27 protein-coding genes are annotated in these 23,890 nt (G+C 57.1%); 18 read left to right on the forward strand and 9 right to left on the reverse strand.

The window, feature by feature from the left end; genetic code table 11:
- Positions 1–18: 18 nt before the first annotated feature.
- From fliS to FCL49_RS10570, 3 genes are all read left to right on the forward strand, one after another.
- A complete protein-coding gene (gene fliS / locus FCL49_RS10560; RefSeq protein ID WP_012145664.1) occupies positions 19–429 on the forward strand; it encodes a flagellar export chaperone FliS in 411 nt (136 codons plus the stop codon).
- Positions 429–797 carry a flagella biosynthesis regulatory protein FliT gene (fliT, locus tag FCL49_RS10565; RefSeq protein WP_174353561.1) on the forward strand — a complete coding sequence of 123 codons (369 nt, stop codon included), beginning with the start codon at positions 429–431 and terminating at the stop codon, positions 795–797. Before fliS ends, fliT begins: the two co-directional genes overlap by 1 nt.
- Before the next feature lie 347 nt (positions 798–1,144).
- Positions 1,145–2,011 carry a helix-turn-helix transcriptional regulator gene (locus tag FCL49_RS10570; protein ID WP_174353562.1) on the forward strand — a complete coding sequence of 289 codons (867 nt, stop codon included), beginning with the start codon at positions 1,145–1,147 and terminating at the stop codon, positions 2,009–2,011.
- 547 nt (positions 2,012–2,558) lie between these two features.
- Here the strand turns inward: FCL49_RS10570 and FCL49_RS10575 are convergent.
- A complete protein-coding gene (locus tag FCL49_RS10575) occupies positions 2,559–3,473 on the reverse strand; it encodes a LysR family transcriptional regulator (protein ID WP_174353563.1) in 915 nt (304 codons plus the stop codon).
- A gap of 145 nt (positions 3,474–3,618) precedes the next feature.
- Here FCL49_RS10575 and FCL49_RS10580 point away from each other — a divergent pair, with 145 nt between their 5' ends.
- Positions 3,619–4,218, forward strand: a complete 600-nt coding sequence (locus FCL49_RS10580) for an FMN-dependent NADH-azoreductase (protein ID WP_174353981.1) — start codon at positions 3,619–3,621, stop codon at positions 4,216–4,218.
- 45 nt (positions 4,219–4,263) lie between these two features.
- Here the strand turns inward: FCL49_RS10580 and fliE are convergent, their stop codons facing one another.
- On the reverse strand, positions 4,264–4,578 hold the full coding sequence (gene fliE, locus FCL49_RS10585; RefSeq protein WP_174353564.1) for a flagellar hook-basal body complex protein FliE: 315 nt from the start codon (positions 4,576–4,578) through the stop codon (positions 4,264–4,266).
- 314 nt (positions 4,579–4,892) lie between these two features.
- On the opposite strand from fliE, the gene fliF reads away from it, so the two are divergent.
- The 14 genes from fliF (at position 4,893) to sra (ending at position 16,151) form a co-directional block, all read left to right on the forward strand.
- Complete coding sequence (gene fliF / locus FCL49_RS10590) at positions 4,893–6,581, forward strand: flagellar basal-body MS-ring/collar protein FliF (RefSeq protein WP_174353565.1); 1,689 nt, start codon at positions 4,893–4,895, stop codon at positions 6,579–6,581.
- Positions 6,578–7,570, forward strand: coding sequence for a flagellar motor switch protein FliG (gene fliG / locus FCL49_RS10595; RefSeq protein WP_012145670.1), 993 nt, complete (start codon positions 6,578–6,580; stop codon positions 7,568–7,570). The genes fliF and fliG overlap by 4 nt, the downstream gene beginning before the upstream one ends.
- Positions 7,563–8,267, forward strand: a complete 705-nt coding sequence (gene fliH, locus FCL49_RS10600) for a flagellar assembly protein FliH (RefSeq protein ID WP_135317017.1) — start codon at positions 7,563–7,565, stop codon at positions 8,265–8,267. Before fliG ends, fliH begins: the two co-directional genes overlap by 8 nt.
- On the forward strand, positions 8,267–9,628 hold the full coding sequence (fliI, locus tag FCL49_RS10605) for a flagellar protein export ATPase FliI (RefSeq protein WP_012145672.1): 1,362 nt from the start codon (positions 8,267–8,269) through the stop codon (positions 9,626–9,628). The genes fliH and fliI overlap by 1 nt, the downstream gene beginning before the upstream one ends.
- Before the next feature lie 22 nt (positions 9,629–9,650).
- Positions 9,651–10,097, forward strand: coding sequence for a flagellar export protein FliJ (gene fliJ, locus FCL49_RS10610; RefSeq protein WP_174353566.1), 447 nt, complete (start codon positions 9,651–9,653; stop codon positions 10,095–10,097).
- Positions 10,094–11,314, forward strand: coding sequence for a flagellar hook-length control protein FliK (locus tag FCL49_RS10615; protein WP_174353567.1), 1,221 nt, complete (start codon positions 10,094–10,096; stop codon positions 11,312–11,314). Before fliJ ends, FCL49_RS10615 begins: the two co-directional genes overlap by 4 nt.
- Before the next feature lie 136 nt (positions 11,315–11,450).
- Positions 11,451–11,936, forward strand: a complete 486-nt coding sequence (fliL, locus tag FCL49_RS10620; RefSeq protein WP_174353568.1) for a flagellar basal body-associated protein FliL — start codon at positions 11,451–11,453, stop codon at positions 11,934–11,936.
- 5 nt (positions 11,937–11,941) lie between these two features.
- Positions 11,942–12,943: a flagellar motor switch protein FliM gene (fliM, locus tag FCL49_RS10625; RefSeq protein ID WP_012145676.1), complete on the forward strand. Its 1,002-nt coding sequence runs from the start codon at positions 11,942–11,944 to the stop codon at positions 12,941–12,943.
- Positions 12,940–13,353 (forward strand): flagellar motor switch protein FliN, encoded by a 414-nt coding sequence (gene fliN / locus FCL49_RS10630; protein ID WP_135317022.1) that lies wholly within the window; start codon positions 12,940–12,942, stop codon positions 13,351–13,353. The genes fliM and fliN overlap by 4 nt, the downstream gene beginning before the upstream one ends.
- On the forward strand, positions 13,353–13,757 hold the full coding sequence (fliO, locus tag FCL49_RS10635) for a flagellar biosynthetic protein FliO (RefSeq protein WP_174353569.1): 405 nt from the start codon (positions 13,353–13,355) through the stop codon (positions 13,755–13,757). The genes fliN and fliO overlap by 1 nt, the downstream gene beginning before the upstream one ends.
- Positions 13,754–14,590: a flagellar type III secretion system pore protein FliP gene (gene fliP / locus FCL49_RS10640; protein ID WP_254611065.1), complete on the forward strand. Its 837-nt coding sequence runs from the start codon at positions 13,754–13,756 to the stop codon at positions 14,588–14,590. The genes fliO and fliP overlap by 4 nt, the downstream gene beginning before the upstream one ends.
- Positions 14,591–14,602: 12 nt before the next feature.
- The gene (fliQ, locus tag FCL49_RS10645; protein ID WP_037419012.1) at positions 14,603–14,872 is read left to right on the forward strand and encodes a flagellar biosynthesis protein FliQ; all 270 of its coding nucleotides are present in this window, start codon (positions 14,603–14,605) and stop codon (positions 14,870–14,872) included.
- Positions 14,873–14,874: 2 nt separating this feature from the next.
- A complete protein-coding gene (gene fliR, locus FCL49_RS10650; RefSeq protein ID WP_174353570.1) occupies positions 14,875–15,657 on the forward strand; it encodes a flagellar biosynthetic protein FliR in 783 nt (260 codons plus the stop codon).
- 362 nt (positions 15,658–16,019) lie between these two features.
- A complete protein-coding gene (sra, locus tag FCL49_RS24585) occupies positions 16,020–16,151 on the forward strand; it encodes a stationary-phase-induced ribosome-associated protein (RefSeq protein WP_017893223.1) in 132 nt (43 codons plus the stop codon).
- A gap of 479 nt (positions 16,152–16,630) precedes the next feature.
- Here the strand turns inward: sra and flgL are convergent, their stop codons facing one another.
- The 7 genes from flgL to FCL49_RS10685 form a co-directional block, all read right to left on the reverse strand.
- The gene (flgL, locus tag FCL49_RS10655) at positions 16,631–17,590 is read right to left on the reverse strand and encodes a flagellar hook-associated protein FlgL (protein WP_012145682.1); all 960 of its coding nucleotides are present in this window, start codon (positions 17,588–17,590) and stop codon (positions 16,631–16,633) included.
- Positions 17,591–17,648: 58 nt separating this feature from the next.
- Entirely contained in the window at positions 17,649–19,295 is a 1,647-nt protein-coding gene (gene flgK / locus FCL49_RS10660; protein ID WP_174353571.1) for a flagellar hook-associated protein FlgK, read from the reverse strand.
- Positions 19,296–19,485: 190 nt separating this feature from the next.
- Positions 19,486–20,427: a flagellar assembly peptidoglycan hydrolase FlgJ gene (gene flgJ / locus FCL49_RS10665; RefSeq protein ID WP_174353572.1), complete on the reverse strand. Its 942-nt coding sequence runs from the start codon at positions 20,425–20,427 to the stop codon at positions 19,486–19,488.
- Positions 20,427–21,527, reverse strand: coding sequence for a flagellar basal body P-ring protein FlgI (locus FCL49_RS10670; protein WP_174353573.1), 1,101 nt, complete (start codon positions 21,525–21,527; stop codon positions 20,427–20,429). The genes flgJ and FCL49_RS10670 overlap by 1 nt, the downstream gene beginning before the upstream one ends.
- Positions 21,528–21,537: 10 nt before the next feature.
- Positions 21,538–22,239, reverse strand: coding sequence for a flagellar basal body L-ring protein FlgH (gene flgH / locus FCL49_RS10675; protein ID WP_012145686.1), 702 nt, complete (start codon positions 22,237–22,239; stop codon positions 21,538–21,540).
- A gap of 88 nt (positions 22,240–22,327) precedes the next feature.
- Positions 22,328–23,110, reverse strand: coding sequence for a flagellar basal-body rod protein FlgG (gene flgG, locus FCL49_RS10680; RefSeq protein WP_012145687.1), 783 nt, complete (start codon positions 23,108–23,110; stop codon positions 22,328–22,330).
- 18 nt (positions 23,111–23,128) lie between these two features.
- Positions 23,129–23,884: a flagellar basal body rod protein FlgF gene (locus FCL49_RS10685; protein WP_135317030.1), complete on the reverse strand. Its 756-nt coding sequence runs from the start codon at positions 23,882–23,884 to the stop codon at positions 23,129–23,131.
- Between the last annotated feature and the right edge of the window lie 6 nt (positions 23,885–23,890).

A 23,890-nucleotide genomic window follows, 5' to 3' on the forward strand; every position in this document is an offset into this window, starting at 1 on the left:
AACCAGGTAATAAATCACATGTATAACCGAAGCGGAACTCAAGCCTACGCCCAGGTCAGTCTGGAAAGCGGCGTAATGAGCGCCAGCCCGCATCAGTTAATCGTGATGCTTTTCGACGGGGCGCTTAGCGCCCTGTTACGCGCACGGATACTGATGAACCAGGGTGATATCGCCGGCAAAGGGCTGGCATTGTCAAAGGCCATCAATATCATCGATAACGGCCTTAAAAGCGGTCTCGACCACCAGCAGGGCGGCGAAATGGCCGATAATCTGGCGGCGCTGTATGACTATATGAAGCGGCGCCTGATGCAGGCCAACCTGCATAACGACGAGGCGGCGATCACTGAAGTGGTCAAACTGCTGGAAAATATTGCCGACGCCTGGCGCCAAATCGGCCCCAATTATCACCCTTCTCAGGACGCCGTATAATGGAACGTCAACAGCAATTGCTAGCCGCGTATCAAAAAATACATACCCTGAGCAGCCAAATGATCGCCCTGGCGCAAACCGAACGATGGGAGGACCTGGTCGAACTGGAATTGGCCTACGTCACTGCGGTGGAAAGCACGGCCGCCTTTACCGGGCAGGCCGGCCCGTCGATGGCATTACAGGAGTTGCTGCGCCATAAGCTGCAGCAGATCCTGGACAACGAAACCGAGCTCAAACGCCTGCTGCAACAACGTATGGACCAATTAAAAGAATTGATCGGCCAGTCAACGCGTCAGAACGTGGTTAACAGCACCTATGGTCAGTTTAACGATCGCGCCCTGCTGTTGGGAGAACCGCAAATCAGATGAGTTCAAAACAATAACGGAAAAAGAAGAATAAATAGCACTATGCACTATTCTTCTGCGGTTAAGTCAGGATATTAATCCATGGCATTTGAATTATATACACCTATAATATTTCTCACCCCGGCCTGGTAGGGCGCAATATATACGCCCCGACCTACACGGGCGCGGCATGCAACGCCCCGACGAGACGGATAAATATTACGCCGACACGGACGTTTTCTGTTCAGCAGGAAATTGATTTTTGATAGATAAAACACGTCGTTGTGTTACACAACGCATGGAAAAATGTTGCTCCAACGCCGATCAAAGCGTAAAGATATTCTCAGATACTGGCTGCGAAATGAATATCGATGGAACGTACAATTAATTTTTGTCCTGGAATTGGCGCCTCGGCGCATATCATTCAGCATACTGAATTATTATTCCCTTCAGTCTATTTTGAACAACCCCATCTGTATTTGGTACAGCAAGGCCACAAACGCGTGCGTTGGCAACAGCGTGAAATCGTGGCCCAGACCGGGGAATTGTTGATTATCGACGGAGGGCAAACCGTAGATATTATTAATGAGCCCTCAGAGGAAGGGGTGTTCAGCTGTCAGTTGTTGACCTGCGATCCGTTGCTGCTCGCCGCACCACCGGCCCAGGTTGAACCCCAGCCCCCAACTGCTTTTGACGCGGTGTTGGCGTTGTGCAACCTGCCCTGCGCGTTGATTCACAGTTTTGAAACCACCAGTCTGGCGCTGGCCCTTAAACATCGTTTCCCTGCGGTCATCATTCGCCACAAAATGCTGGAGATTCTTTTGTGGTTGAAACAGTTCAATATCAGCTTCATGCATAACGAGGCCAGAGACTTAACCCAGCGGGTGCGCCGTTGCCTGGCAACCGATCCGCATAATATCTGGACGGCGGCCGAGGTGGCAGACACCTTGTCGATGAGTGAGGTGATGCTGCGCCGTAAACTGTCGGCAGAGAATACGTCGTTGCGTAATCTGATGATCGACGTACGTATGAGCAGCGCACTGGCATTGCTGCAATCAACAGATTGGCCAATCTCCGCCATCGCCCAGCACGTCGGTTATGAAAGTTCTTCGCGGTTTGCAGAACGTTTTCGCAAACGTTTTGGCTTTGCCCCCACGGCCATTCGCGGCCACCAACGGGCAATGGAAGCAGGCGTTATTCGCCCCGACCATCTCAGCATGATGGAAGCACAGGAATGACAACCATGGGCATAAGTTAAATCATTGAACAACGGGAGCGTCGTTTATGCGGAGCGGGTTAGCGGAAAACAGCCGGGTGGGATAGCATCGCCGAGCATTATTTCAATCAGGGGTGATAAACCGTGCTCAACGAAAAATTGCTGTTTTCCCTGGCCATATTGTTGCTCGGCATGTGGCTGCTGGGTCTGAGCTACGAGGAAGACGCCATGCGGATACTGGCGGGAAAATAAATCGGCAAGGCCACAAAAGTGGCCCGGTTTTTTTAGCTTTGTTTAATTAAAACGATTATTAATACGACCAAAACGGCCAGAATTAAAATACTCAACAGTCGCCATCTTTGTTCACTTTTGCTGCTCATTGTCTTTCCCGCTAATTAAAACTTCCTTAATCCGAAAATTATAACTCCGCGACAAGCGCCACAATGTGAATTGAACCGGGATTTCTGCCCTGTTACTCCGGCGATTGGTGAACGCTATGCCGAGGGTAATACGCCTAATATGCTAACTCAGTGTTTAAACCTCACCACTTAAAAACCCACCACCGCAGCCTAAGGCCCGATCTGTGCCAATCTGGCCGGCAGTTGCGCCAGCAATTGATCTACTGCCAGCCGGACTTTTAAGGGTTGATAAGCGGCATAGGGCCAGACGGCATTAACCGGAAAATCTACGCTGTGGCAGTCGCGCATTAGCGCCATCAATCGACCGTCGGCAAGCTGCTCGCGAACCAGCCAATAAGGCAGCCAAACCACGCCGGCCCCGCTGATGGCAGCATTGGCAATGGCCTGCATATCGTCCATGACTATTCTTGCCTGTGGCCTGATTTCCTGCAGGTGACCACTGGTGTCTCTGAGGTGCCATTTCTGCAAGATACCGGCCCGCAAATAACCCACCGCCTGATGCTGGCCAAGCTCTGCTGGCGATTGCGGCTCACCATAGTGTTGTAAATAGGCCGGTGACGCGCAAAAAGTCATGCCGTGCTGGCCTAGCTGGCGAGCAATCAGACTACTACTGTCCGGCAAGGCACCTATGCGAATAGCCAGATCGAAACCCTCATCAATCAGATCCACCGTTCGATCGCTAAACGACAATTCCAGGGTCAGTTGTGGATGCTGCTGTGCCAGGTCCGTCAGCAAGGGGGCAATGCACAGATGACCGAACAGCACCGGCATCGACACTCGTAGTCGCCCACTGGCCTGCACTTTACCGCTATCGAGCAAGCTTTCCGCACTGTTGATGGTTGCCAATGCTTGCCGACAGTGCTCGTAGAACAACACCCCTTCATCCGTCAGGCTTTGGCTGCGGGTAGTACGCAGAAATAGCATCACCCCAAGCCGTTGTTCCAGCCGGGAGATGATTTTACTGATGGCTGAACGCGTCAGATGCAGCTTTTCCGCGGCGTTTGCAAAGCTGCCGGCCTCCGCCACGGCGACAAATACCGGTATCCCATTGAGTTCGGTTCTCACCTTATCGCGTCCATTTTGGCACCAATGATGTGAAACACTATCACCACTGGTGAATATCAAGCAATGCTAGCATGAGTTATCTCGAATGCCCCGGCGGCAAAGTTGGCGCCAGGGGGTTTACCCTAGCCACAATCAGGAAAATATGATGAACAATATTCTGGTACTCAAATCCAGCATCATGGGCGACCAATCTCACACCAATAGTCTTATCGACAGCTTGGTGAGCGAACGTAGCGCCAGAGGGATGAAGGACAATATAGTGGTGCGCGATTTGGTGGCGCTCAACCCGCCAGTACTGGACGCTGAGTTATTCAGCGCGTTGCGCGGCGGTGAAATATCGAGCCAACGGATCAAGGATGGGGTCGCGCTTTCAGACCAATTAATTACCGAACTCAAAGCCAGCGATCTGGTGGTGATTGGCGCACCTATGTACAACCACAACGTGCCGACACATCTAAAGAACTGGTTTGATTTGGTGGCACGGGCGCGCGTGACATTCAATTACACCGCGACTTATCCGGTCGGTCTGGTGGAAGGCGTGCAAGCTCTGGTGATCAGTTCCCGTGGCGGTGTGCATGTCGGACAAGAAACCGATGCGGTCACGCCCTACCTGCGTTCCGTTTTAGGTTTGATGGGTATCAGTGAGGTGCAGTTCGTTTATGCTGAAGGCCTCGATATGAAACCGCATGGACGCGACAGCGGCCTGGCAGCGGCTCGTAAGCAAATCGTTGAACTGATCTCCTGAAGCAAACAGTCGATAGATCCAGGCCTCAACCTCGGGGCCATTCCATTACACCGCCATATTCATCACTTCCTGGTAGGCGGAAACCAGCTTATTACGCACCTGCACACCCATCTGCAACGAGATAGATGATTTTTGCAGATCGACCATCACATCATTCAGACTGATACCCGGCACGCCAATCTCAAAATTCTGCGCCTGCTTGCGTGCGGTCTGCTGGGTATCGCTGATCTTGTCAATAGCCGTTTTCAGCTCGCTGGCGAAACTGACGCCCGGCGCGACAGCACCGCGATCCCTTTGCCCAGCCTGAATCGCGGTGGCTTGCAACTGCTGCAATACCCCTTCAATACCCTGAATTGCCATGGTGACTCCAATAAAAACGCGGCGGCCGGACGTTGTTGCATCAGGCACTACTTTGATGCTGCACACCCTAACACAGCGTTTTTATCCTAAAGCGGCTAATTAACTGCAAAAAACCCGGCTTATCGGGCCATCGAAATAGTGAGTAAGGGGAAATAATGGCATGCCCAGAAATGGGAGCGCCGCTATTTAGAAGAAATGTGTATCAGGGAGTCTGTTTTGTCACACAACGCTAACCACATCGTTCATCAGCCTGGCAGGGAGCTACGCCGTGGCCCGAACCGGATCCTGAGCGTCATTGAAGGACACTGGCTAAAATGAGTGCTTCAATCTCCGCCACCGAAAGCCGCGATAATGGCCTGCAAGCCATGTGGAACCGTCTGCGCGCCAACCCGAAAATCCCACTGCTGATCGCCGCTTCCGCCGCCATCGCCATTGTGGTTGCGCTGCTGTTATGGGCAAAAAGTCCTGACTACCGGGTGCTGTACAGCAACATTAACGATCGCGACGGCGGTGCCATCGTCACCCAGCTGACGCAGATGAATATCCCCTACCGCTTTGCCGAGAACGGCGCGGCGCTGCTGATCCCGGCAGACAAAGTGCACGAAACCCGCCTGCGTTTGGCGCAGCTGGGCCTGCCGAAAGGCGGGGCCGTAGGCTTCGAACTGCTGGATCAGGAAAAATTCGGCATCAGCCAGTTCAGTGAGCAAATCAACTACCAGCGTGCGCTGGAAGGCGAATTGTCGCGTACTATCGAATCACTGGGGCCGGTACAAAATGCCCGGGTGCATCTGGCACTGCCAAAACCCTCGCTGTTCGTGCGCGAGCAAAAATCCCCTTCCGCCTCGGTGACCCTGACGCTGCAACCCGGCCGCGCGTTGGATGACGGCCAGATCAACGCCATCGTTTATATGGTCTCGAGCAGCGTCGCCGGCCTGCCGCCGGGCAACGTGACCGTGGTCGATCAATCCGGTCGCCTGCTGACCCAGTCTGACGGTGCCGGGCGCGATCTGAACGCCGCACAGCTCAAATACGCCAACGAAGTGGAAAGCCGCTACCAGCGCCGTATCGAAGCGATTTTGGCACCAATGGTCGGTAACGGTAATGCGCGCGCTCAGGTCACTGCGCAGATTGATTTTGCCACCCGCGAACAAACCGACGAAGAATACCAGCCGAACCAACTGCCGAATAAGGCCGCCGTCCGCTCCAAACAGATGAGCCAAAGCGATCAAATTGGCGGGCCACTGGTCGGCGGCGTACCGGGTGCCTTGTCCAATCAACCTACCGCACCGGCGACCGCGCCCATTGAAACCGCCAAACCGGCGGCCACCGGCAATAACGCCACCACCCAGCCCAATGCCGCGACCACCCGCAGCGCAGCCTCGGGGCCGCAGAATTCTCGCCTGGATGAAACCACCAACTACGAAGTCGATCGCACCATTCGCCATACCCAGCAAAAAGCCGGGACGGTACAGCGGTTGTCGGTAGCGGTGGTGGTTAACTATCGCGGTACCGATAAAGACGGCAAACCACTGCCGATGAGTAAGGAGCAGTTGGCGCAGATCGAAGCGCTGGTGCGCGAGTCCATGGGCTTCTCCAGCAGCCGCGGCGACACGCTCAACGTGGTCAACACGCCGTTTACCGATAACGAAGTCACCGGTGGTGAGCTGCCGTTCTGGCAAAGCCAGGCGTTTATCGATCGCCTGTTCGACGCCGGTCGCTATCTGTTGGTGTTGCTGGTCGGCTGGTTGCTGTGGCGCAAACTGGTACGTCCGCAGTTGCAAAACCGTCAGGCAGTACAAAAAGCCGCTATCGCCGCCGCCAATACGCCAATGGCCAAACCGGCAGACAGCAATAAACAGAGTAATGAGGAGCTGGCGCAGCACCGCAAATCACAGCAGCGCGTCAGTGCAGAAGTCCAGAGCCAGCGGATCCGCGATCTGGCTGATAAAGACCCACGCGTGGTCGCTCTGGTAATCCGCCAATGGATGAGCAACGAATTATGAGTCTGACCGGAACCGAAAAAAGCGCCATCCTGCTGATGACCCTGGGTGAAGATCGCGCCGCCGAGGTGTTCAAACACCTCTCCTCGCGGGAAGTCCAGCAGTTGAGCGGCACCATGGCCAGCATGAGCCAGGTCTCGCACAAACAGCTGAATGAAATACTGCGCGAATTTGAAGATGACGCCGAACAATATGCGGCACTGAGCGTCAACGCCAGTGACTACCTGCGTTCGGTGCTGGTTAAAGCCCTGGGCGAAGAGCGTGCCGCCAGCCTGTTGGAGGATATTCTCGAATCCCGCGAGACCACCACCGGCATGGAAACGCTCAACTTTATGGAGCCGATGAGCGCCGCCGATCTGATCCGCGACGAACACCCGCAAATCATCGCCACCATTCTGGTCCACCTGAAGCGTGGCCAGGCGGCGGATATTTTGGCGCTGTTCGACGAACGCCTGCGCAACGACGTGATGCTGCGTATCGCCACCTTCGGCGGCGTGCAACCGGCAGCACTGGCGGAACTGACCGAAGTGCTGAACAACCTGCTCGACGGCCAGAACCTCAAGCGCAGCAAAATGGGCGGGGTACGTACCGCAGCCGAGATTATCAACCTGATGAAAACTCAGCAGGAAGAAGCGGTTATCGACGCCATGCGCGAATACGACGGCGAACTGGCACAGAAGATCATCGACGAAATGTTCCTGTTCGAAAACCTCGTGGAGGTCGACGACCGCAGTATCCAGCGCCTGTTGCAGGAAGTGGAAGGCGAATCCTTGCTGGTGGCGCTCAAAGGGGCGGAACAGCCGCTGCGCGAGAAGTTCCTCAAGAATATGTCGCAACGCGCCGCCGATATTCTGCGCGACGACCTGGCCAACCGTGGCCCGGTGCGTATGTCGCAGGTCGAGAACGAACAGAAAGCCATCCTGCTGGTCGTCCGTCGTTTGGCGGAAAGCGGCGAAATGATTATCGGCGGTGGCGAGGACACCTATGTCTGATCGCATTAACACCCTGCCCTGGCAGCCCTGGTCGCTCAACGATTTGACCGAGCCGAAAGCGGTGGTCGAACCGCTGCCGTTACCGCCAGTGGAATCTTTCGGCACACCACTGGACGACACCGTGGTTCAGGAACAGCAATTGGCCCAATTGCGCCTGCAGGCAGAGCAGCAAGGCCAGCAGTTGGGCTATGCCGACGGCCAGCAAAAGGGTTACGAAGCCGGATTCCAGGCCGGTATGGAAGAAGGCCGTCAACAAGGTTTGCTGGAGGCGCAACAGCAACAGCAACCGCTGACCGCCCACTGGCAACAGCTGGTGACGGAATTCCAGCACACGCTGGACGCGCTGGACAGCGTGATCGCCTCGCGCCTGATGCAGTTGGCGCTGACCGCCGCCAAACAGGTGCTCGGTCAGCCGCCGGTGTGTGACGGCACCGCCCTGCTGGCGCAGATACAGCAGTTGATCCAACAGGAGCCGATGTTCAGCGGCAAGCCCCAGCTGCGTGTGCATCCGGATGATTATCAGCGGATAGAGCAACAGCTGGGCGCGACGCTCAGCCTGCACGGCTGGCGGCTGCTGGCAGATGGCCAACTGCACCCTGGCGGTTGCAAGGTCAGCGCCGATGAAGGCGACCTGGATGCCAGTCTGGCAACCCGCTGGCACGAACTCTGCCGCCTGGCGGCTCCGGGAGAAGTGTAATGACGCTGCGACTTGGCCGCTGGCTGACCTCACTGGATACGTTGGAAAAACGCATTACGCACGCGCCGAAGGTTCGTCGTTACGGCCGTCTGACGCGGGCTACCGGGCTGGTGCTGGAGGCCACCGGGCTGCAACTGCCGATTGGCGCTACCTGCCTGATCGAACGTCACGACGGGGGGGAAGTTCAGGAAGTCGAGAGCGAAGTGGTCGGTTTTAACGGCCAGCGACTGTTCCTGATGCCGCTGGAAGAAGTGGAAGGTATTGTGCCCGGCGCACGGGTTTATGCCCGCGTCTCGCCGGAAGGGCAAAGCGCCAGCAAACAGCTGCCGCTCGGCCCGGCATTGCTGGGTCGGGTGCTGGACGGCAGCGCCAAGCCGCTCGACGGCTTGCCCGCACCGGAAACCGGCTATCGCGCACCGTTGATCACCGCCCCGTTCAATCCGTTGCAACGTACGCCGATCGAACAGGTCCTGGATGTCGGTGTCCGCACCATTAATGGTCTGTTAACCGTTGGCCGTGGTCAGCGCATGGGGTTGTTCGCCGGTTCCGGCGTCGGTAAAAGCGTGCTGTTGGGCATGATGGCGCGTTACACCCAGGCCGACGTGATTGTGGTCGGGCTGATCGGCGAACGTGGCCGCGAGGTCAAAGACTTTATCGAAAACATCCTCGGCCCCGAAGGCCGGGCACGCTCGGTAGTGATTGCCGCACCGGCAGACGTCTCACCGCTGCTACGCATGCAGGGGGCAGCCTATGCCACGCGTATCGCCGAGGACTTCCGCGATCGCGGTCAGCACGTGCTGCTGATTATGGATTCGCTGACCCGTTATGCCATGGCGCAGCGTGAAATTGCCCTGGCCATCGGCGAGCCACCGGCCACCAAAGGCTATCCGCCGTCAGTGTTCGCCAAATTACCTGCGCTGGTGGAACGCGCGGGCAACGGCATCAGCGGTGGCGGTTCAATTACCGCCTTCTATACCGTACTGACCGAAGGCGATGACCAGCAGGATCCGATTGCCGACTCGGCGCGCGCCATCCTCGATGGTCACGTGGTGCTGTCGCGACGGCTGGCGGAGGCCGGTCACTACCCGGCAATCGACATTGAAGCCTCGATCAGCCGTGCCATGACCTCACTGATCGATGAGGAACATTACCGCCGGGTGCGTAACTTCAAACAGATGCTGGCCAGCTATCAACGCAACCGCGATTTGATCAGCGTCGGCGCCTACGTCTCAGGCAGCGATCCGCTGCTGGACAAGGCGATGGCGCTGTACCCGCAAATGGAAGCTTATCTGCAACAGGGCATTTTTGAACGCAGCGGTTATGACGACGCCTGCCAACAGTTACAGCAGTTGATCGTCTAACGTCACCAAAGGCGAAAATCCGATGAAACCACAGTCCCCCCTGATTACCCTGCGCGATTTGGCGCAGGACGCAGTAGAACAGGCGACGCAGCAGTTGGGCCAGGTGCGCAAGGCACAGCAGGCGGCAGAGCAGCAGCTTTCCATGCTGCTCAATTATCAGGATGAGTACCGCCAGAAGCTGAATAACCAACTGAGTGGCGGCATGGAATCGTCCAACTGGCAGAACTATCAGCAGTTTATCGGCACGCTGGAGCAGGCCATCACCCAGCATCGCCAGCAACTGACGCAGTGGGGGCAAAAGGTCGAGAGCGCCATGAAGCACTGGCAGGACAAACAGCAACGGCTGAATGCCTTCGAAACCCTGCATACCCGTGCCCAAAGTGCGGAACTGCAGCTGGAGAATAAACGGGATCAAAAACTGATGGATGAGTTTGCTCAACGCAGTGCACAAAGGAATACCCACCAATGAACCTCAACCTATTGCCAGGAATGTCGACCCCAGGCGACAGCGGATTACTGCCCGACGCGCAGTTGCCGCTGGATGAATCCTCCCTTTCGTCCGCCTTTGCTCAACTGCTCGGTGCACGGGTGCTGCCGGCCGATAAGGCTGCAGGCAAACTGTCACCGATGACGCTGAGCGCAGACGAGGACACCACGCCGCTGAGCCGCAACCAGCTAACCCAGCTACTGGCCACCTTCGGCGAACGTGATGGGCTTTTGGCACCCTCGCTATTAACCAGCGGTCAGCAGGCAGCCGCAGCGCCGGGTGAAGAGCCGCTGAAAGATCAAACTGAGGAAAATACCGCCCTGCGCCCCGCTGGTGAAATCGACGCGGCCACCTTACAGGCGCTGTTCGCCATGCTACCGATCGCCGTAACGCCAGTGATGCCGGCTACCGCGGCGGGCGTTGGGGAACTGAGCGTTGAAGGCGAACCGGGTGTGACACAACCCACGGCTGTGCTGAACGCCACGCTGGGCCGCCCCTCGGATGCCTCCGGTAGCCCGATAACGGACACGCAGAAAACCCCGCCGACCCTGAGCAAAGATCCTCTCAGCAAGGATAGCCGCACCGATGCCCCACAACAGACTGCGGCAACCGATAAGCCGGATGCTACCGCGTTGAAATTCAGCGCCGATACGCCGACACCGGTCAATCACCTGATGGCACCACCAGTCTCCAGCCCGACGGTGGCAGCCGCTCCAGCCTCTTCGCTGGTCACCGCCCCGCCCACGCCGCAGCTAAATGCTCAGCTTGGCAGCCCCGAGTGGCAACAGGCGTTGAATCAGCAGGTGCTGATGTTCCATCGCAACGGCCAGCAAAGCGCTGAACTGCGCCTGCATCCGCAGGAACTGGGGGCATTGCAGATCACCCTCAAGCTCGATGACAGCCAGGCACAGTTGCACATTGCCTCCGCCCACGGTCAGGTGCGTGCCGCCGTGGAAGCCGCCATGCCGCAACTGCGCCATGCGCTGGCAGAAAGCGGCATCAATCTGGGCCAAAGCAGCGTCGGCAGTGAATCCATGCCACAGGGGCAACAGGCGCAACAACAAAATGCCGGGCAACAGGGCCAACCGAGTTATCGCGATAGCCACGCAGGTAGTGAACCTGCCGCAGAAGCCCTTAGTGCCCCACAGGCATTGCAGGCGATGGCTCGGGCCGTCAGCGGCGTTGATATTTTCGCCTGACTGACCGCAAACGCCCAAGCTGGCACGCTTTTCCCCGCCTATTCTGGCTATTGCACGCCGGAATAGACGGGATAATAGCGCTACATGTCATGCGTGCGGTTTTCATGTACGCAGAAAACAGGAATTTGGCTTAGCAATGTCTCAGAACTCCCTTCCAACAGCCTCAAAAAAACGTCCGTTACTGGTGATCCTGCTGGTGTTGATTACCCTGGTCGCCTGCGCCGCAGCCGGCTACAGCTGGTGGCAGCTCAAACAGCACCAGAGCGGCGCACAACCCGCAGACAAGCCGCAACCGCCGGCCGCGCCGGTGTTTATGCCGCTGGACACCTTTACCGTCAATCTGATGACGCCGGATAACAACCCCGATCGCGTGTTGTATATCGGTCTGACATTACGCTTGCCGGACGAGAACACCCGCCGCCAACTGAACGATTTCCTGCCGGAGGTGCGCAGCCGTCTGCTGATGCTGCTGTCCCGTCAGGAAGCGGGTCAGTTGAGCAGTGAACAAGGGAAACAGCAACTGGTGGCGCAGATTAAGGACGTACTTAGCCCGCCGCTGGTTAAAGGACAACCGAAGCAGGTGGTCAGCGACGTGCTGTTCACCGCCTTCATACTGCGGTAATCACTATGGGCGACAGCATTCTTTCACAGGCAGAGATCGACGCCTTGCTCAACGGCGACAGCGCGGGAGATGAACCCGTCGCGGTCACCAGCAACGAGAGCGAGGTCAAGCCTTACGATCCGACAACCCAGCGCCGCGTAGTACGCGAGCGTCTGCACGCGCTGGAAATCATCAACGAACGTTTTGCCCGGCAGTTCCGCATGGGGTTATTCAACCTGCTGCGTCGCAGCCCGGACATTACCGTCGGCCCGATCAAAATTCAGCCGTACCACGAATTTGCCCGCAACCTGCCGGTGCCCACCAACCTCAATCTGGTGCACCTGAACCCGCTGCGCGGTACCGCGTTGTTCGTGTTCGCGCCGAGCCTGGTGTTTATCGCGGTCGATAACCTGTTCGGTGGCGACGGCCGCTTTCCGACCAAAGTGGAAGGCCGCGAATTCACCCCCACCGAACAGCGGGTGATCAAGCGCATGCTGCGTCTGGCGCTGGATGCTTACGGCGACGCCTGGAGCGCGATTTACAAGATCAACGTGGAATACGTGCGCGCCGAAATGCAGGTGAAATTCACCAATATCACCACCTCGCCAAACGACATTGTGGTCACCACTCCGTTCCAGGTGGAAATCGGTGCGCTGAGCGGTGAATTCAACATCTGTATCCCGTTCGCGATGATCGAGCCACTGCGCGAACTGCTGACCAACCCGCCGCTGGAAAACTCACGGCAGGAAGACAGCCACTGGCGCGAAACGCTGGTGAAGCAGGTGCAGCATTCCGAACTGGAGCTGATTGCCAACTTCGTTGATATCCCGATGCGGCTGTCAAAAATCCTGAAGCTGCAGCCGGGTGACGTATTACCGATTGATAAACCGGATCGCCTGATCGCCCACGTGGACGGCGTACCGGTACTGACCAGCCAATACGGCACGTTAAACGGGCAGTACGCCCTGCGTGTTGAACATTTGATTAACCCTATTTTGAATGCTCTGAGTGAGGAACAGCCCAAATGAGTGATCCTAAGCAACCGTCTGGCGAAGGAAAGGAATCCGTGGACGACCTGTGGGCTGATGCGTTTAACGAACAGCTAGCAACCGACAAAACCTCTGCCAGCGACGCGGTATTCAAATCGCTGGAACCCCAGGAGGCCGGCGGTAGCCTGCAGGACATCGATCTGATCCTGGATATCCCGGTCAAACTGACCGTCGAACTGGGCCGCACCAAAATGACCATCAAGGAACTGCTGCGTCTGTCGCAGGGTTCGGTGGTGGCGTTGGACGGGCTGGCGGGTGAACCCCTGGATATCATGATCAACGGTTATCTGATTGCCCAGGGCGAAGTGGTGGTGGTGGCCGACAAATTCGGCGTACGCATCACCGACATCATTACCCCATCCGAACGTATGCGCCGCCTGAGCCGCTGATGAACCCAAACGCCACCGCGCCCGCTCAGGGCACTTTGCAACCCGCCACCCCGGCACTGCCGGCCGGTTCGGTGCTGACACAGGTCAGTACCGCACTCGGCGGGATCCTGCTGCTGATCCTGCTGGCAGGCTGGCTGTTTCGCCGATTGGGGTTCGCCCCACAGGCACGCAACAGCAAACTGTTAAACCTGCGGGCCAGCTGCCAGGTCGGTCAGCGTGAACGCGTGGTGGTGGTCGAAGTGGACAACACCTTGCTGGTGCTGGGCGTCACCGCCCAGCAAATCACCCCGCTGCATACCATGCCGGCCCCTGCGCAAGATGGCAGCGCAACTGACAGCGCAGCGCCGGCTGATTTTCGCCAACTGATGCAAAAAGTTTTGAAACGTCCGGAAAAATCGGCATGACTCACACTCAACAATCAGCCTCCCCGGCTATTGCCCCCCTCGGCTCGAATTGCCAGAAGGTCACCGCCTTCCCCCTCTCCTGCCGGGAGAGGGTCGGGGTGAGAGGAAAACACCTCTTTGCCGCCGCCCTGCTGCTAATCAGCCCGGCGGCTTTCGCGCAGTTGCCTGGACTTATCAGCCAGCCGCTGGCAGGCGGCGGCCAAAGCTGGTCGTTGCCGGTGCAAACGCTGGTGCTGCTGACCTCGCTCAGTTTCCTGCCCGCGATGCTGCTGATGATGACCAGTTTCACCCGTATCATCATCGTGCTCGGGCTACTGCGCAACGCGCTGGGTACCCCGTCCGCACCACCGAATCAGGTGATGCTGGGTCTGGCGCTGTTTCTGACCTTTTTCATCATGTCGCCGGTATTCGACAAGGTCTATCAGGACGCCTACCTGCCGTTCAGTCAGGACAAAATCAGCCTGGACGTGGCGATGGATAAAGGTTCGCAGCCGCTGCGTGAATTTATGCTGCGCCAGACGCGTGAAACCGATCTGGCTCTGTACGCCAAGCTAGCCAACCTGCCGCCACTGGCCGGGCCGGAAGCGGTGCCGATGCGGATCCTGCTGCCGGCTTACGTCACCAGCGAGCTGAAAACCGCGTTCCAAATTGGCTTCACGGTGTTTATTCCGTTCCTGATTATCGATCTGGTGGTGGCCAGCGTGCTGATGGCGTTGGGGATGATGATGGTGCCCCCGGCAACTATCTCGCTGCCGTTCAAACTGATGCTGTTTGTGTTGGTGGATGGCTGGCAGTTGCTGCTGGGCTCGCTGGCACAAAGTTTCTATTCATAACCGGAGCCGCCAATGACCCCTGAATCCGTAATGGCACTGGGCACCGAAGCGATGAAAGTGGCGCTGGCGCTGGCTGCCCCGATGCTGCTCGCCGCGTTGGTCAGCGGTCTGGTGGTCAGCCTGCTGCAGGCCGCCACCCAGATCAACGAAATGACGTTGTCGTTTATCCCCAAAATTCTGGCAGTGGTTGCCACCATCGTGATTGCCGGGCCCTGGATGCTCAACCTGCTGCTGGACTATATGCGCACGCTGTTCACCAACCTGCCGAATCTGATTGGTTAACCATGCTCACATTTGACAGCGCGCAGTTCGGCGTCTGGCTTAGCCAATACTTCTGGCCGCTGCTGCGCATTCTGGCGTTGATCAGCACCGCGCCGGTGTTCAGCGAAAAGCAAATCAGCAAGAAGGTAAAAATTGGCCTGGGCGGACTGATCGTGATCCTGATCGCCCCAGGGTTGCCCATCAGCACCGTCCCTATCTTCTCCGCCGCCGGACTATGGCTGGCCGCACAGCAGATCCTGATCGGCGTGGCGCTGGGCCTGACCATGCAGTTCGCCTTCGCGGCAATCCGCCTGGCCGGCGAAGTGATCGGCATGCAGATGGGCCTGTCGTTCGCCACCTTCTTTGACCCCAGCGGCGGGCCGAACACCCCGGTGCTGGCACGGCTGCTCAACCTGCTGGCCATGCTGCTGTTCCTCAGTTTTAACGGCCACCTGTGGCTGATTTCGCTGCTGGTCGACAGCTTCCATACTCTGCCTGTCCAGGCCGAGCCGCTCAACGGCAACGGTTTTCTGGCACTGACCCAGGCCGGTTCGCTGATTTTCATCAATGGTCTGATGCTGGCACTGCCACTGATTTGCCTGCTGCTGACGCTGAACATGGCGCTCGGCCTGCTCAACCGCATGACGCCGCAACTGTCGGTATTTGTCATCGGCTTCCCGGTCACCATGACTATCGGCATTATGACCATTGGCATGATGATGCCGATGCTGGCGCCGTTTTGTGAGCACCTGTTCGGCGAGTTCTTCGACAGGCTGGCTGATGTCATCGGCAGCATGACCCCCTAGCGTTCCCCTCATTCGTGCGGCTTAACGGCCGCACCTCGCCGGACAAACTGGCAGTAAAACCCCTTTCTCGCTATAAAAAGTTGGAAAAACCAAATTAACACGATTTGGCTTCGATTATTTTTATGGTCTTGAATAATAAAATACCCACCTTAGAATGGCCTTGTTAAATAAAAAGCCATCAGTAAAAACAGCCGTCAAAAATAAAGGAGTGAATTTAAATATTAAATAACGCACAGGGAGGTTAAATAAAAACTCTGACATCCATCATCCGCAGGGATAAAAATACTTTTTCACCTGGGTCAGCCGGCGGGACAGGCATATTTATTATCTGCGGTTTTACCTCTACCCTCAGGAGCACAGAAATGAAAGCGAAAACCAACCGAAGAGCACGCAGAGCCTTAGGCATGGCGCACTGGGCAACCAACCGTATTCAAATTTCACTATCCTCTTCGCCGAACGGTGAAAAATGGACCATGGTGAAAAAGAAAAAATAACAGCTGCGCTATAAATAAAAATATAGCCTCTGGTGTTATTACCCCCTTCCCGTCTGAATATTTTAACGTTTCCCGACGTTAAATCAGGCGAAAAAAAAGCACGTCACTCAAACCTTCGTGGGGGAAAGAGTGACGTGCCAAAAAAGTGCGCCCGGTTTCAAGAATGCTCTACAGAGATAGCGCCTTCTAAGCACACCCAAGAGTGACCCGCTATGGCTTCACAACGGATGTTTATTATTGCCATTCATTCTGTAGGGGCGCTGCATGTGAACTGCACCCCAGATATTGGATAATCATCTGACATTTGGTGGAGTGTGCCCTACCCAACGGAGATTTATCATTACCATACCCTATGGATTTCAAGTTGCAGCTAGGCGCCCAGCTCACGCATCCCCAGGAGCTTACTTAAGTAAGTGACTGGGGTGTGTGAGTGCAGGTAACAACGCTGCAGCTTGAAAGACGACGGGTATTGACGGGTATCAGCGGTTCATCTGGAACAACGACATACCCTGCATATCACCGAAGGTTTTGTACGACGCCTGCAAGGCCGCCTGCTGCATAAAGTAGCTCGATATCGACTCGGCCAGATCGGCATCCACCAGCGCACTCATTTGCGTTTGGTTTATCATGTCGCGATCTTTGCCGATGCTGTCCAGCGTGTCCATTTCCTGCAGTTGGTTACCCAGCTCGGCACGTACGCTGAGCACTTTGTTGTAGGAGTTGTCCAGGCCACGGTTGGCCTTGGCCAGCGCATCATTCACCTGCTGTTTGGTGGCGTCGTCAGCATCCTTCAAAGGGGTTTTCAACGCCTTCAGCGCGATATCAATGCTTTCAAACACGTTAGAAACCGGTGCACTGCCGTCCGGCTCCGGCTTCGGGTTGCTGGTCAAGGACATAAACACCGTATCGCCGGTATGGCCAATGGTCATGGTGCGGTTGGCATCCACTTTCTGCTCAACGGCCTTGTTACCGCCGGCGTAGCTGACTGAACCGCCGTTATCGACAAACGGGGGCTTGTCATTGACGAAGCCGCCAAACATGTAGCGGCCGTTGCCGTCGGTGCTGTTGGCCTGGTTGAGCAGTTGGTCTTTCAGCCCCTGCAGTTGGGTCGCCAGCGAATCGCGGTCGTTATCGCTTTCGGTACCGCCGGCATTGACGATCAGCGCCTTCATATCGGCGATGGTACTGGTTGCCCCGCCCAGCACCGTCTCTTCCATCGACACACTTTGGCGGGCAAAGGTTCGCGCCAGCGCATACTGGGTGTTTTCCGACTGGGACTGGGCCAGCATCACCGCTTGCGAAGCCGCCAGCGGATCGTCGGACGGATTGCTGACCTTTTTGCCGCTGGAAAGCTGCTGGGCCGCCTTCATAAACAGTGATTGGTTGTCGGTGATACCGGACATGTTTTGTTGGTACATCATGCTGGTGCTCATACGCATGGTGCAGATTCCTCAAAATCGGTGACCGGAGTCGACGTGGCTCCAGTCAAAATGAAAATCAACGGATATTCAGCAACGCATCAAACATCGAGCTGGCGGTCTGGATCACCTGCGCATTGGCCATGTAATACTGCTGGAAACGTAACAGTTCGCCGTACTCTTCATCCAGGTTCACACCAGACATCGACTGCTGCTTTTCAGTCAATTGCTTGACGATATTGTTCTGTGAGGTCACCGAAACCTTGGCCGATGCCGTTTGGTTACCGACACTGCTAACCATGCTGGCGTAGGCGCCGCTGAAGGTAGCTTTGCCGTCAACCAACTTTTTGGTTTGCAGATCGAGCAGCTTTTTGGCGTTTTCGTTATCACCGCGACCGCTGTCATCCTTACCGGCAGCGGCGATGTTTGAAGAGTTGGTGATGGCGACCTTCAGGCTGCCCGCTACGTCGCTGACCGGCTTCACGGTGAAGCTGTCATTCTTTTGCGCATTACCTTCGATACCGACCTTCAGGCCGTCAAAACTTAACGTCGCTTTGCCATCGGCATCGGTACCCGCGGTGGCGTTAACCTTAACGTTGTCCGGCAGACGGCTTACCTGCCAGTTGCTGCCGTCAAACTCGACCCGGTAATCATTGGCTTTCACCTTGCCGGTATCGGTATAGGACACCGACAACGCCGCATCGCCGGTATTGCGGCTGTTATCCACCACGCGCCCGCCGCCAAAGTTGAAGAAGTCGGTCCCGGCGTCGCCGTTGAGATCGAACCCGGCGCGGTGTTGCTGGTTAAAACTGTCCGCCATCACCAGCGCCAGTTGCCCCAGTTGATTGCGTGTGGCATCCAGCGATTCAGTGCGGAATTTCAGTACGCCGCTAACGCTGCCGCTGGTAATTTGCCCTTCAGGCACTTCGCTGACGCCATTGCCGCGGTTATAACCCAGAGTCAGGCGGGCCGGATCGCCGCTGGAGGGGATGGCTTCAACCTGGTAGGCGTTGTTGCCCTGCACCAGGGTCAGGCCGTTGGCGAAAGAGACCGTATAAGCATCGCCGTCCTGCTGGGTCACCTGCACCCCCACCACCTGGTTTAGCTCGGTGACTAACTGGTCGCGCTGATCGAGTAAGGCATTCGGCTCACCGCCACTGCCGCGCAGGCGGGTGATTTCATCATTGAGTTTGGCAATCTGCTGGCTGTAGCTGTTGATCTGCGTCGCGCTGTCGCTGAGCTGCTGATTAACGCCGCTGTCCATATCGCGCAGATATTTATCGGTGTTATTGAACTGATTGACCAGGCCATTGGCTTTGCCCAGCACCGTCTGACGCGCTGCGTCATCACCGGCGTTGCTGACCAGATTCTCCAGGTTACTGAAGAAGTCCTGCATGTTGGTCGACAGGGTGTTGGTCTTACTGGCCAGCAGGTTGTCGATCTGCGAAATTTTCTCGAAATAGGCGTTCTGCGCCCCGGCCTGGCTCTGCGCGCCGCGCAGCTGATTGGTAATGAACTGATTGTATTCGCGGTTGACGCTGGTCACGGTAACGCCATTGCCAATAAAGCCGTTCATGGTGCTCATGCCGCCATTTTGCGCCAAAATCGCCGTTTGGCGGTTATAGCCCGCCACGTTGTAATTGGAGATGTTGTTACTGACGGTGCTGAGCGCCACCTGAGCCGCATTCAGCCCGCTCATCGCGGTATTGATTAAGCTATTGGACATAGAAGTTCCTTTTGCTGCGGCGCCGCTGGCCCACAGAAGTCAATTAATCTGCTGAACCCATTCGCCCAGCCTGTGTTGGTTATCGGCAAAAAGCGGGGAAACTTGAGGAAAAAAAACGGGTCCAGCATGCTGAACCCCTACGTTTAAATACGGCCTATTGCGTAGGGGCGCTGCATGCCACGCCCAATGGCTAGAACAGATCCTTCAGGTCATGGGTATAAGCCTTGACCACCTGCTCGCCGCTGTTTTTCATCTGCTGGATCACGCTGACCAGCTTGTTGGCGTATTGCGGATCGGTAGCGTAACCGGCCTTCTGCAACGCATGTGCCGCCTGTTCGGGGCTGCGCGCATTGGCTACTTCGGCGTAGCGCGGGTTATTGGTCAACAGCTTGACGTAGTCGGCAATCGCTTCAACGTAAGAGCCGTACACCCGGAACTGCGCCTTGATCTTCTTCGCGGCCCCCTGCTCAAACTCGGTGGTGGTGACCTCGGTAACCGGTCCGCTCCAACTGCTGCCGGCCTTGATGCCAAACAGGTTGTAGCTCGGCGTGCCGTCGGCAGTCGGGATCTCGCGCTGGCCCCAGCCCGACTCCAGCGCGGCCTGCGCCACAATCAACTGATGTGGAATGCCGCTCTGCTGGCTGGCAACGCGCGCCGGAACGGACAGCCGGGCGACAAAGTTGCCGTTATTGAGCGACAGCGGCGACGCGGCAGGCGCTTTTGGCACTGCACGACGGATCATTTGCTCCAGCGCCTGATTCGGCAGCGTTTGCAACACCTCGTTGTCCAGCGCCATTGGCGACATGCCCGCCGTCTCACTCGGCACCGCGTTGGCGTTGCTCATCTGCCTGACCATCATGTCGGCCATCCCCAACCCCTTCTGCGACATCTGCTGGGCAATCTGCTGGTCATACATTGAGGTATAGAGCCGGGACTGATCGCTGCTCAGCACCCCGTCCTTGGGTAGCGCGGCACGCATACTTTTCAGCATCATCTGCACGAACATGCCTTCAACCTGCTGCGCCACCTGTTTGAGATTGCCCTGCGGATCGCTCGCCGCGTCACGCTTAAGCCCGTTTAGCGCCTGTGCATCATAAGCGGCGCCCGACATTGCCATCAGATCGCCAGCCATCAGATAATTTCCAACTTGGCGCGCAGACAGCCGGCGCTTTGCATTGCCTGCAGGATTGACATCAGATCGATCGGTGTAGCCCCCAGTGCATTCAGCGCGCGGATCACGTTGTTCAGATTGGCGCTGGCATTAACCTTCTGCAGCGAGCCGCCCTGCTGCTGCACCGAAATCTGGGTATTCGGCGTCACCACGGTCTGCCCGCCGCCAAACGGCGTTGTTGGTTGGCTGACGGTATTTTGCCGATCGACCACCACCGACAGATTGCCCTGCGCCACCGCACAAGAATCCAGGATCACGTCGCGGTTCATCACCACCGACCCGGTACGCGAGTTGATGATCACTTTGGCATCCATCGCCCCGACGCTGACGTTAATGTTCTGGATCTCCGCCAGGAAACGCACCTGCGAACTGTTGCCCTGCGGCACCAGTACCTGAATAGTGCGGGCGTCCAACGGTGAGGCGGTGCCGCCACCGCGCTGGCGGTTAATGGCATCGCTGATCTGCTGCGCCAGGGTGAAATCTTCATCGTTCAGTTGCAGATTAATCACGCCACCGGCACCGAAGGTGGTTGGCAGTTCGCGTTCAATGGTGGCCCCGTTACTGATGCGGCCACCGGCCAGTTGGTTGACCTGCACGCTGCTGCCGCCGGACGAGGCACCAGCACCGCCCACCAGCACGTTGCCCTGCGCCAGTGCGTAAACCTGGTTATCAACGCCTTTCAGCGGCGTCATCAGCAAGGTACCGCCGCGCAGGCTCTTGGCGTTGCCCATTGAGGACACCACCACGTCAATATTCTGTCCGGTACGCGAAAACGGCGGCAGCCTGGCGGTCACCATCACCGCCGCCACGTTTTTCAGCTGCATATTGGTGCCCGGCGGCACAGTGATCCCCAACTGCGACAGCATATTACTCAGGCTCTGGGTGGTGAACGGCGTCTGCATGGTTTGGTCACCGGAACCATCCAGCCCGACCACCAACCCGTAACCGATCAGCGCGTTATCACGCACGCCTTGCACCGTGACCAGATCGCGAATGCGCTCCGCCGTTGCCGGTAAACACACCAGCCCAATCCACAGCGTAAGCAGTATTTTTTTCAGCATCGGTCAATCCTTAGAACGGTGAGACATTTAAGAAGAAGCGTTGCAACCAACCCATGGTCTGCGCCTCGTTGATATAGCCGTTGCCGACGTATTCAATGCGCGCATCTGCCACCTGAGTGGAAGTGACCGAGTTACTGCCGCTGATGGTGCGTGGATTCACTACCCCGGAGAAACGAATGAACTCGGTGCCCTGATTGATGGCGATCTGTTTTTCACCCACTACGTGCAGGTTGCCGTTAACCAACACCTGATTGACCGTGACGGTAATGGTGCCATTGAAGGTATTGTTGGCATTGGCTCCGCCCTTGCCGCCGAAGGTGCTGTCGCCGGACATCTCCATGTCGGCACGCGCATTGCCCAGCAGGCCATCGAGATAGCGCGGTGCAGTGGCAACGCCAAACTTGCTGGCACCATTGCGGCTGGCATTGGCGGAAGAGCTTTTGCTGGCGCTGACGTTTTCCTGCAGCGCGATGGTCAGGGTGTCACCAACGTTACGCGGGCGGCGGTCTTCAAACAGAGGCTGATAGCCGTAGTTCATCGGTTGTACCGTCTGGAAAATCGAGCCATTGGGTACCGGTGCGCCCGCCGGAGCCGGTTGCGCCGTGGTCGTGCCATCCACCAGCGGTTTATGCGGAATATAAGCACAGCCGCCCAGCGTCAGCATCACCATCGCCGCCAACCAGCGTTTGCCTTGCGGCGGCACGTTTGCCATCAGAGTTGTGGTTACCACGGGTATCGCCTTTGTTTCACAAAATCTTGAGGTTTGTTAGCTGTCTGACGGGCGCAACCGCGCCCGTCAATTACAGTTGCGTCAGTTTTTGCAGCATCTGATCGGAAGTCGATACCGCTTTGCTGTTGATCTCATAAGCACGCTGGGTCTGGATCATATTAACCAGCTCTTCCGCCACGTTGACGTTGGAGGTTTCCACATAGCCCTGATACAGCAGACCGGCCCCGTTTAACCCTGGCGTACTCTCGTTCGGCGCGCCTGAGCTCTCGGTCTCCTGGTACAGATTCTCGCCCATGCTTTCCAGGCCGCTGTCGTTGATAAAAGTGGTCAACGTCAGCTGGCCCACCTGCTGGGCCGCGGTCTGGCCTTGCTGGGTAACGCTGACAATGCCGTCGCGGCCTACGGTGATGCTCAGAGCATTGGCCGGAATGATGATTGCCGGCTGCACCTGGAAGCCGCTGGCGGTCACCAATTGGCCGTTCTGATCTCGCTGGAACGAGCCGTCGCGGGTGTAGGCCAGGGTGCCGTCCGGCATCATCACCTGGAAAAAGCCTTGCCCCTTGATGGCGATGTCTTTGCTGTTATTGGTCTGCGACAGATTGCCCTGGCTGTGCAGGCGCTCGGTTGCCACCGGACGTACACCGGTACCAATCTGCAAACCGGACGGCAGCGTTGTCTGCTCGGAGGACTGCGCCCCCGGCTGGCGCATGGTCTGATACAGCAGATCTTCAAATACCGCGCGTTGGCGTTTGAAGCCGTTGGTGCTGACGTTGGCCAGGTTGTTGGCAATCACGTCCATGTTGGTCTGCTGCGCATCCAGACCGGTTTTGGCAATCCATAAAGATGGGATCATGGGTTATTTCCTTGCAGCTTAACTCATTGATAACAACGAGTTGGCGCGTTGTTCATTTTCATCCACGCTGTGGATGACCTTCATCTGCATTTCAAAGCGGCGGGCGTTGGCGATCATGTCAACCATGGTTTCCATCGGCTTGACGTTGCTGCCTTCCAGCACCCCCGGCATGACCCGTACCAAAGGATCGTTCGGTAACTGATTACCACGCTGCTGCTGGGTTTCCGGCGTCAGACGGAACAGACCGTCATCGCCGCGCATCACTTCGCGCGCGTCGGCCTTGACCAGTTTCAGCCGACCAATCTGTGCGAGGGTATTCGGCGGATCGCCAGCATTCAGTGCCGAAATAGTACCGTCGGCGGCAATGGTGATCTCTGCCGACGGCGGTACCTCAATCGGCCCGCCATCGCCCATCACCGGCCGACCCTGCACCGTCAGTTGCCCGGTGGAGGAAATCTGAAGATTGCCGTTGCGGGTGTAGGCTTCAGTGCCGTCCGGCAGGCTGACCGCCAAAAAACCGTCCTGCTGCAACGCCACGTCCAGCGGGCGCGCGGTATAGTTCAGCGCCCCCTGGCTCATGTCGGCACCCGGCGTTGACGCGGTAACCAGCGTGCGCGTCGGCAGGCTTGGTCCGTCTACCGGCACCGCACGCAGCGCCGAAAGCTGAGCACGAAACCCCGGCGTCGAGGCATTAGCCAGGTTGTTGGCCGTCACCGATTGCTGCTCCAGCGTCTGCCGCGCCGCACCCATCGCGGTATAAATCGCGTGATCCATAAATCA

The organism is Serratia proteamaculans (assembly GCF_013337185.1).
GTDB lineage: Bacteria > Pseudomonadota > Gammaproteobacteria > Enterobacterales > Enterobacteriaceae > Serratia > Serratia proteamaculans_D.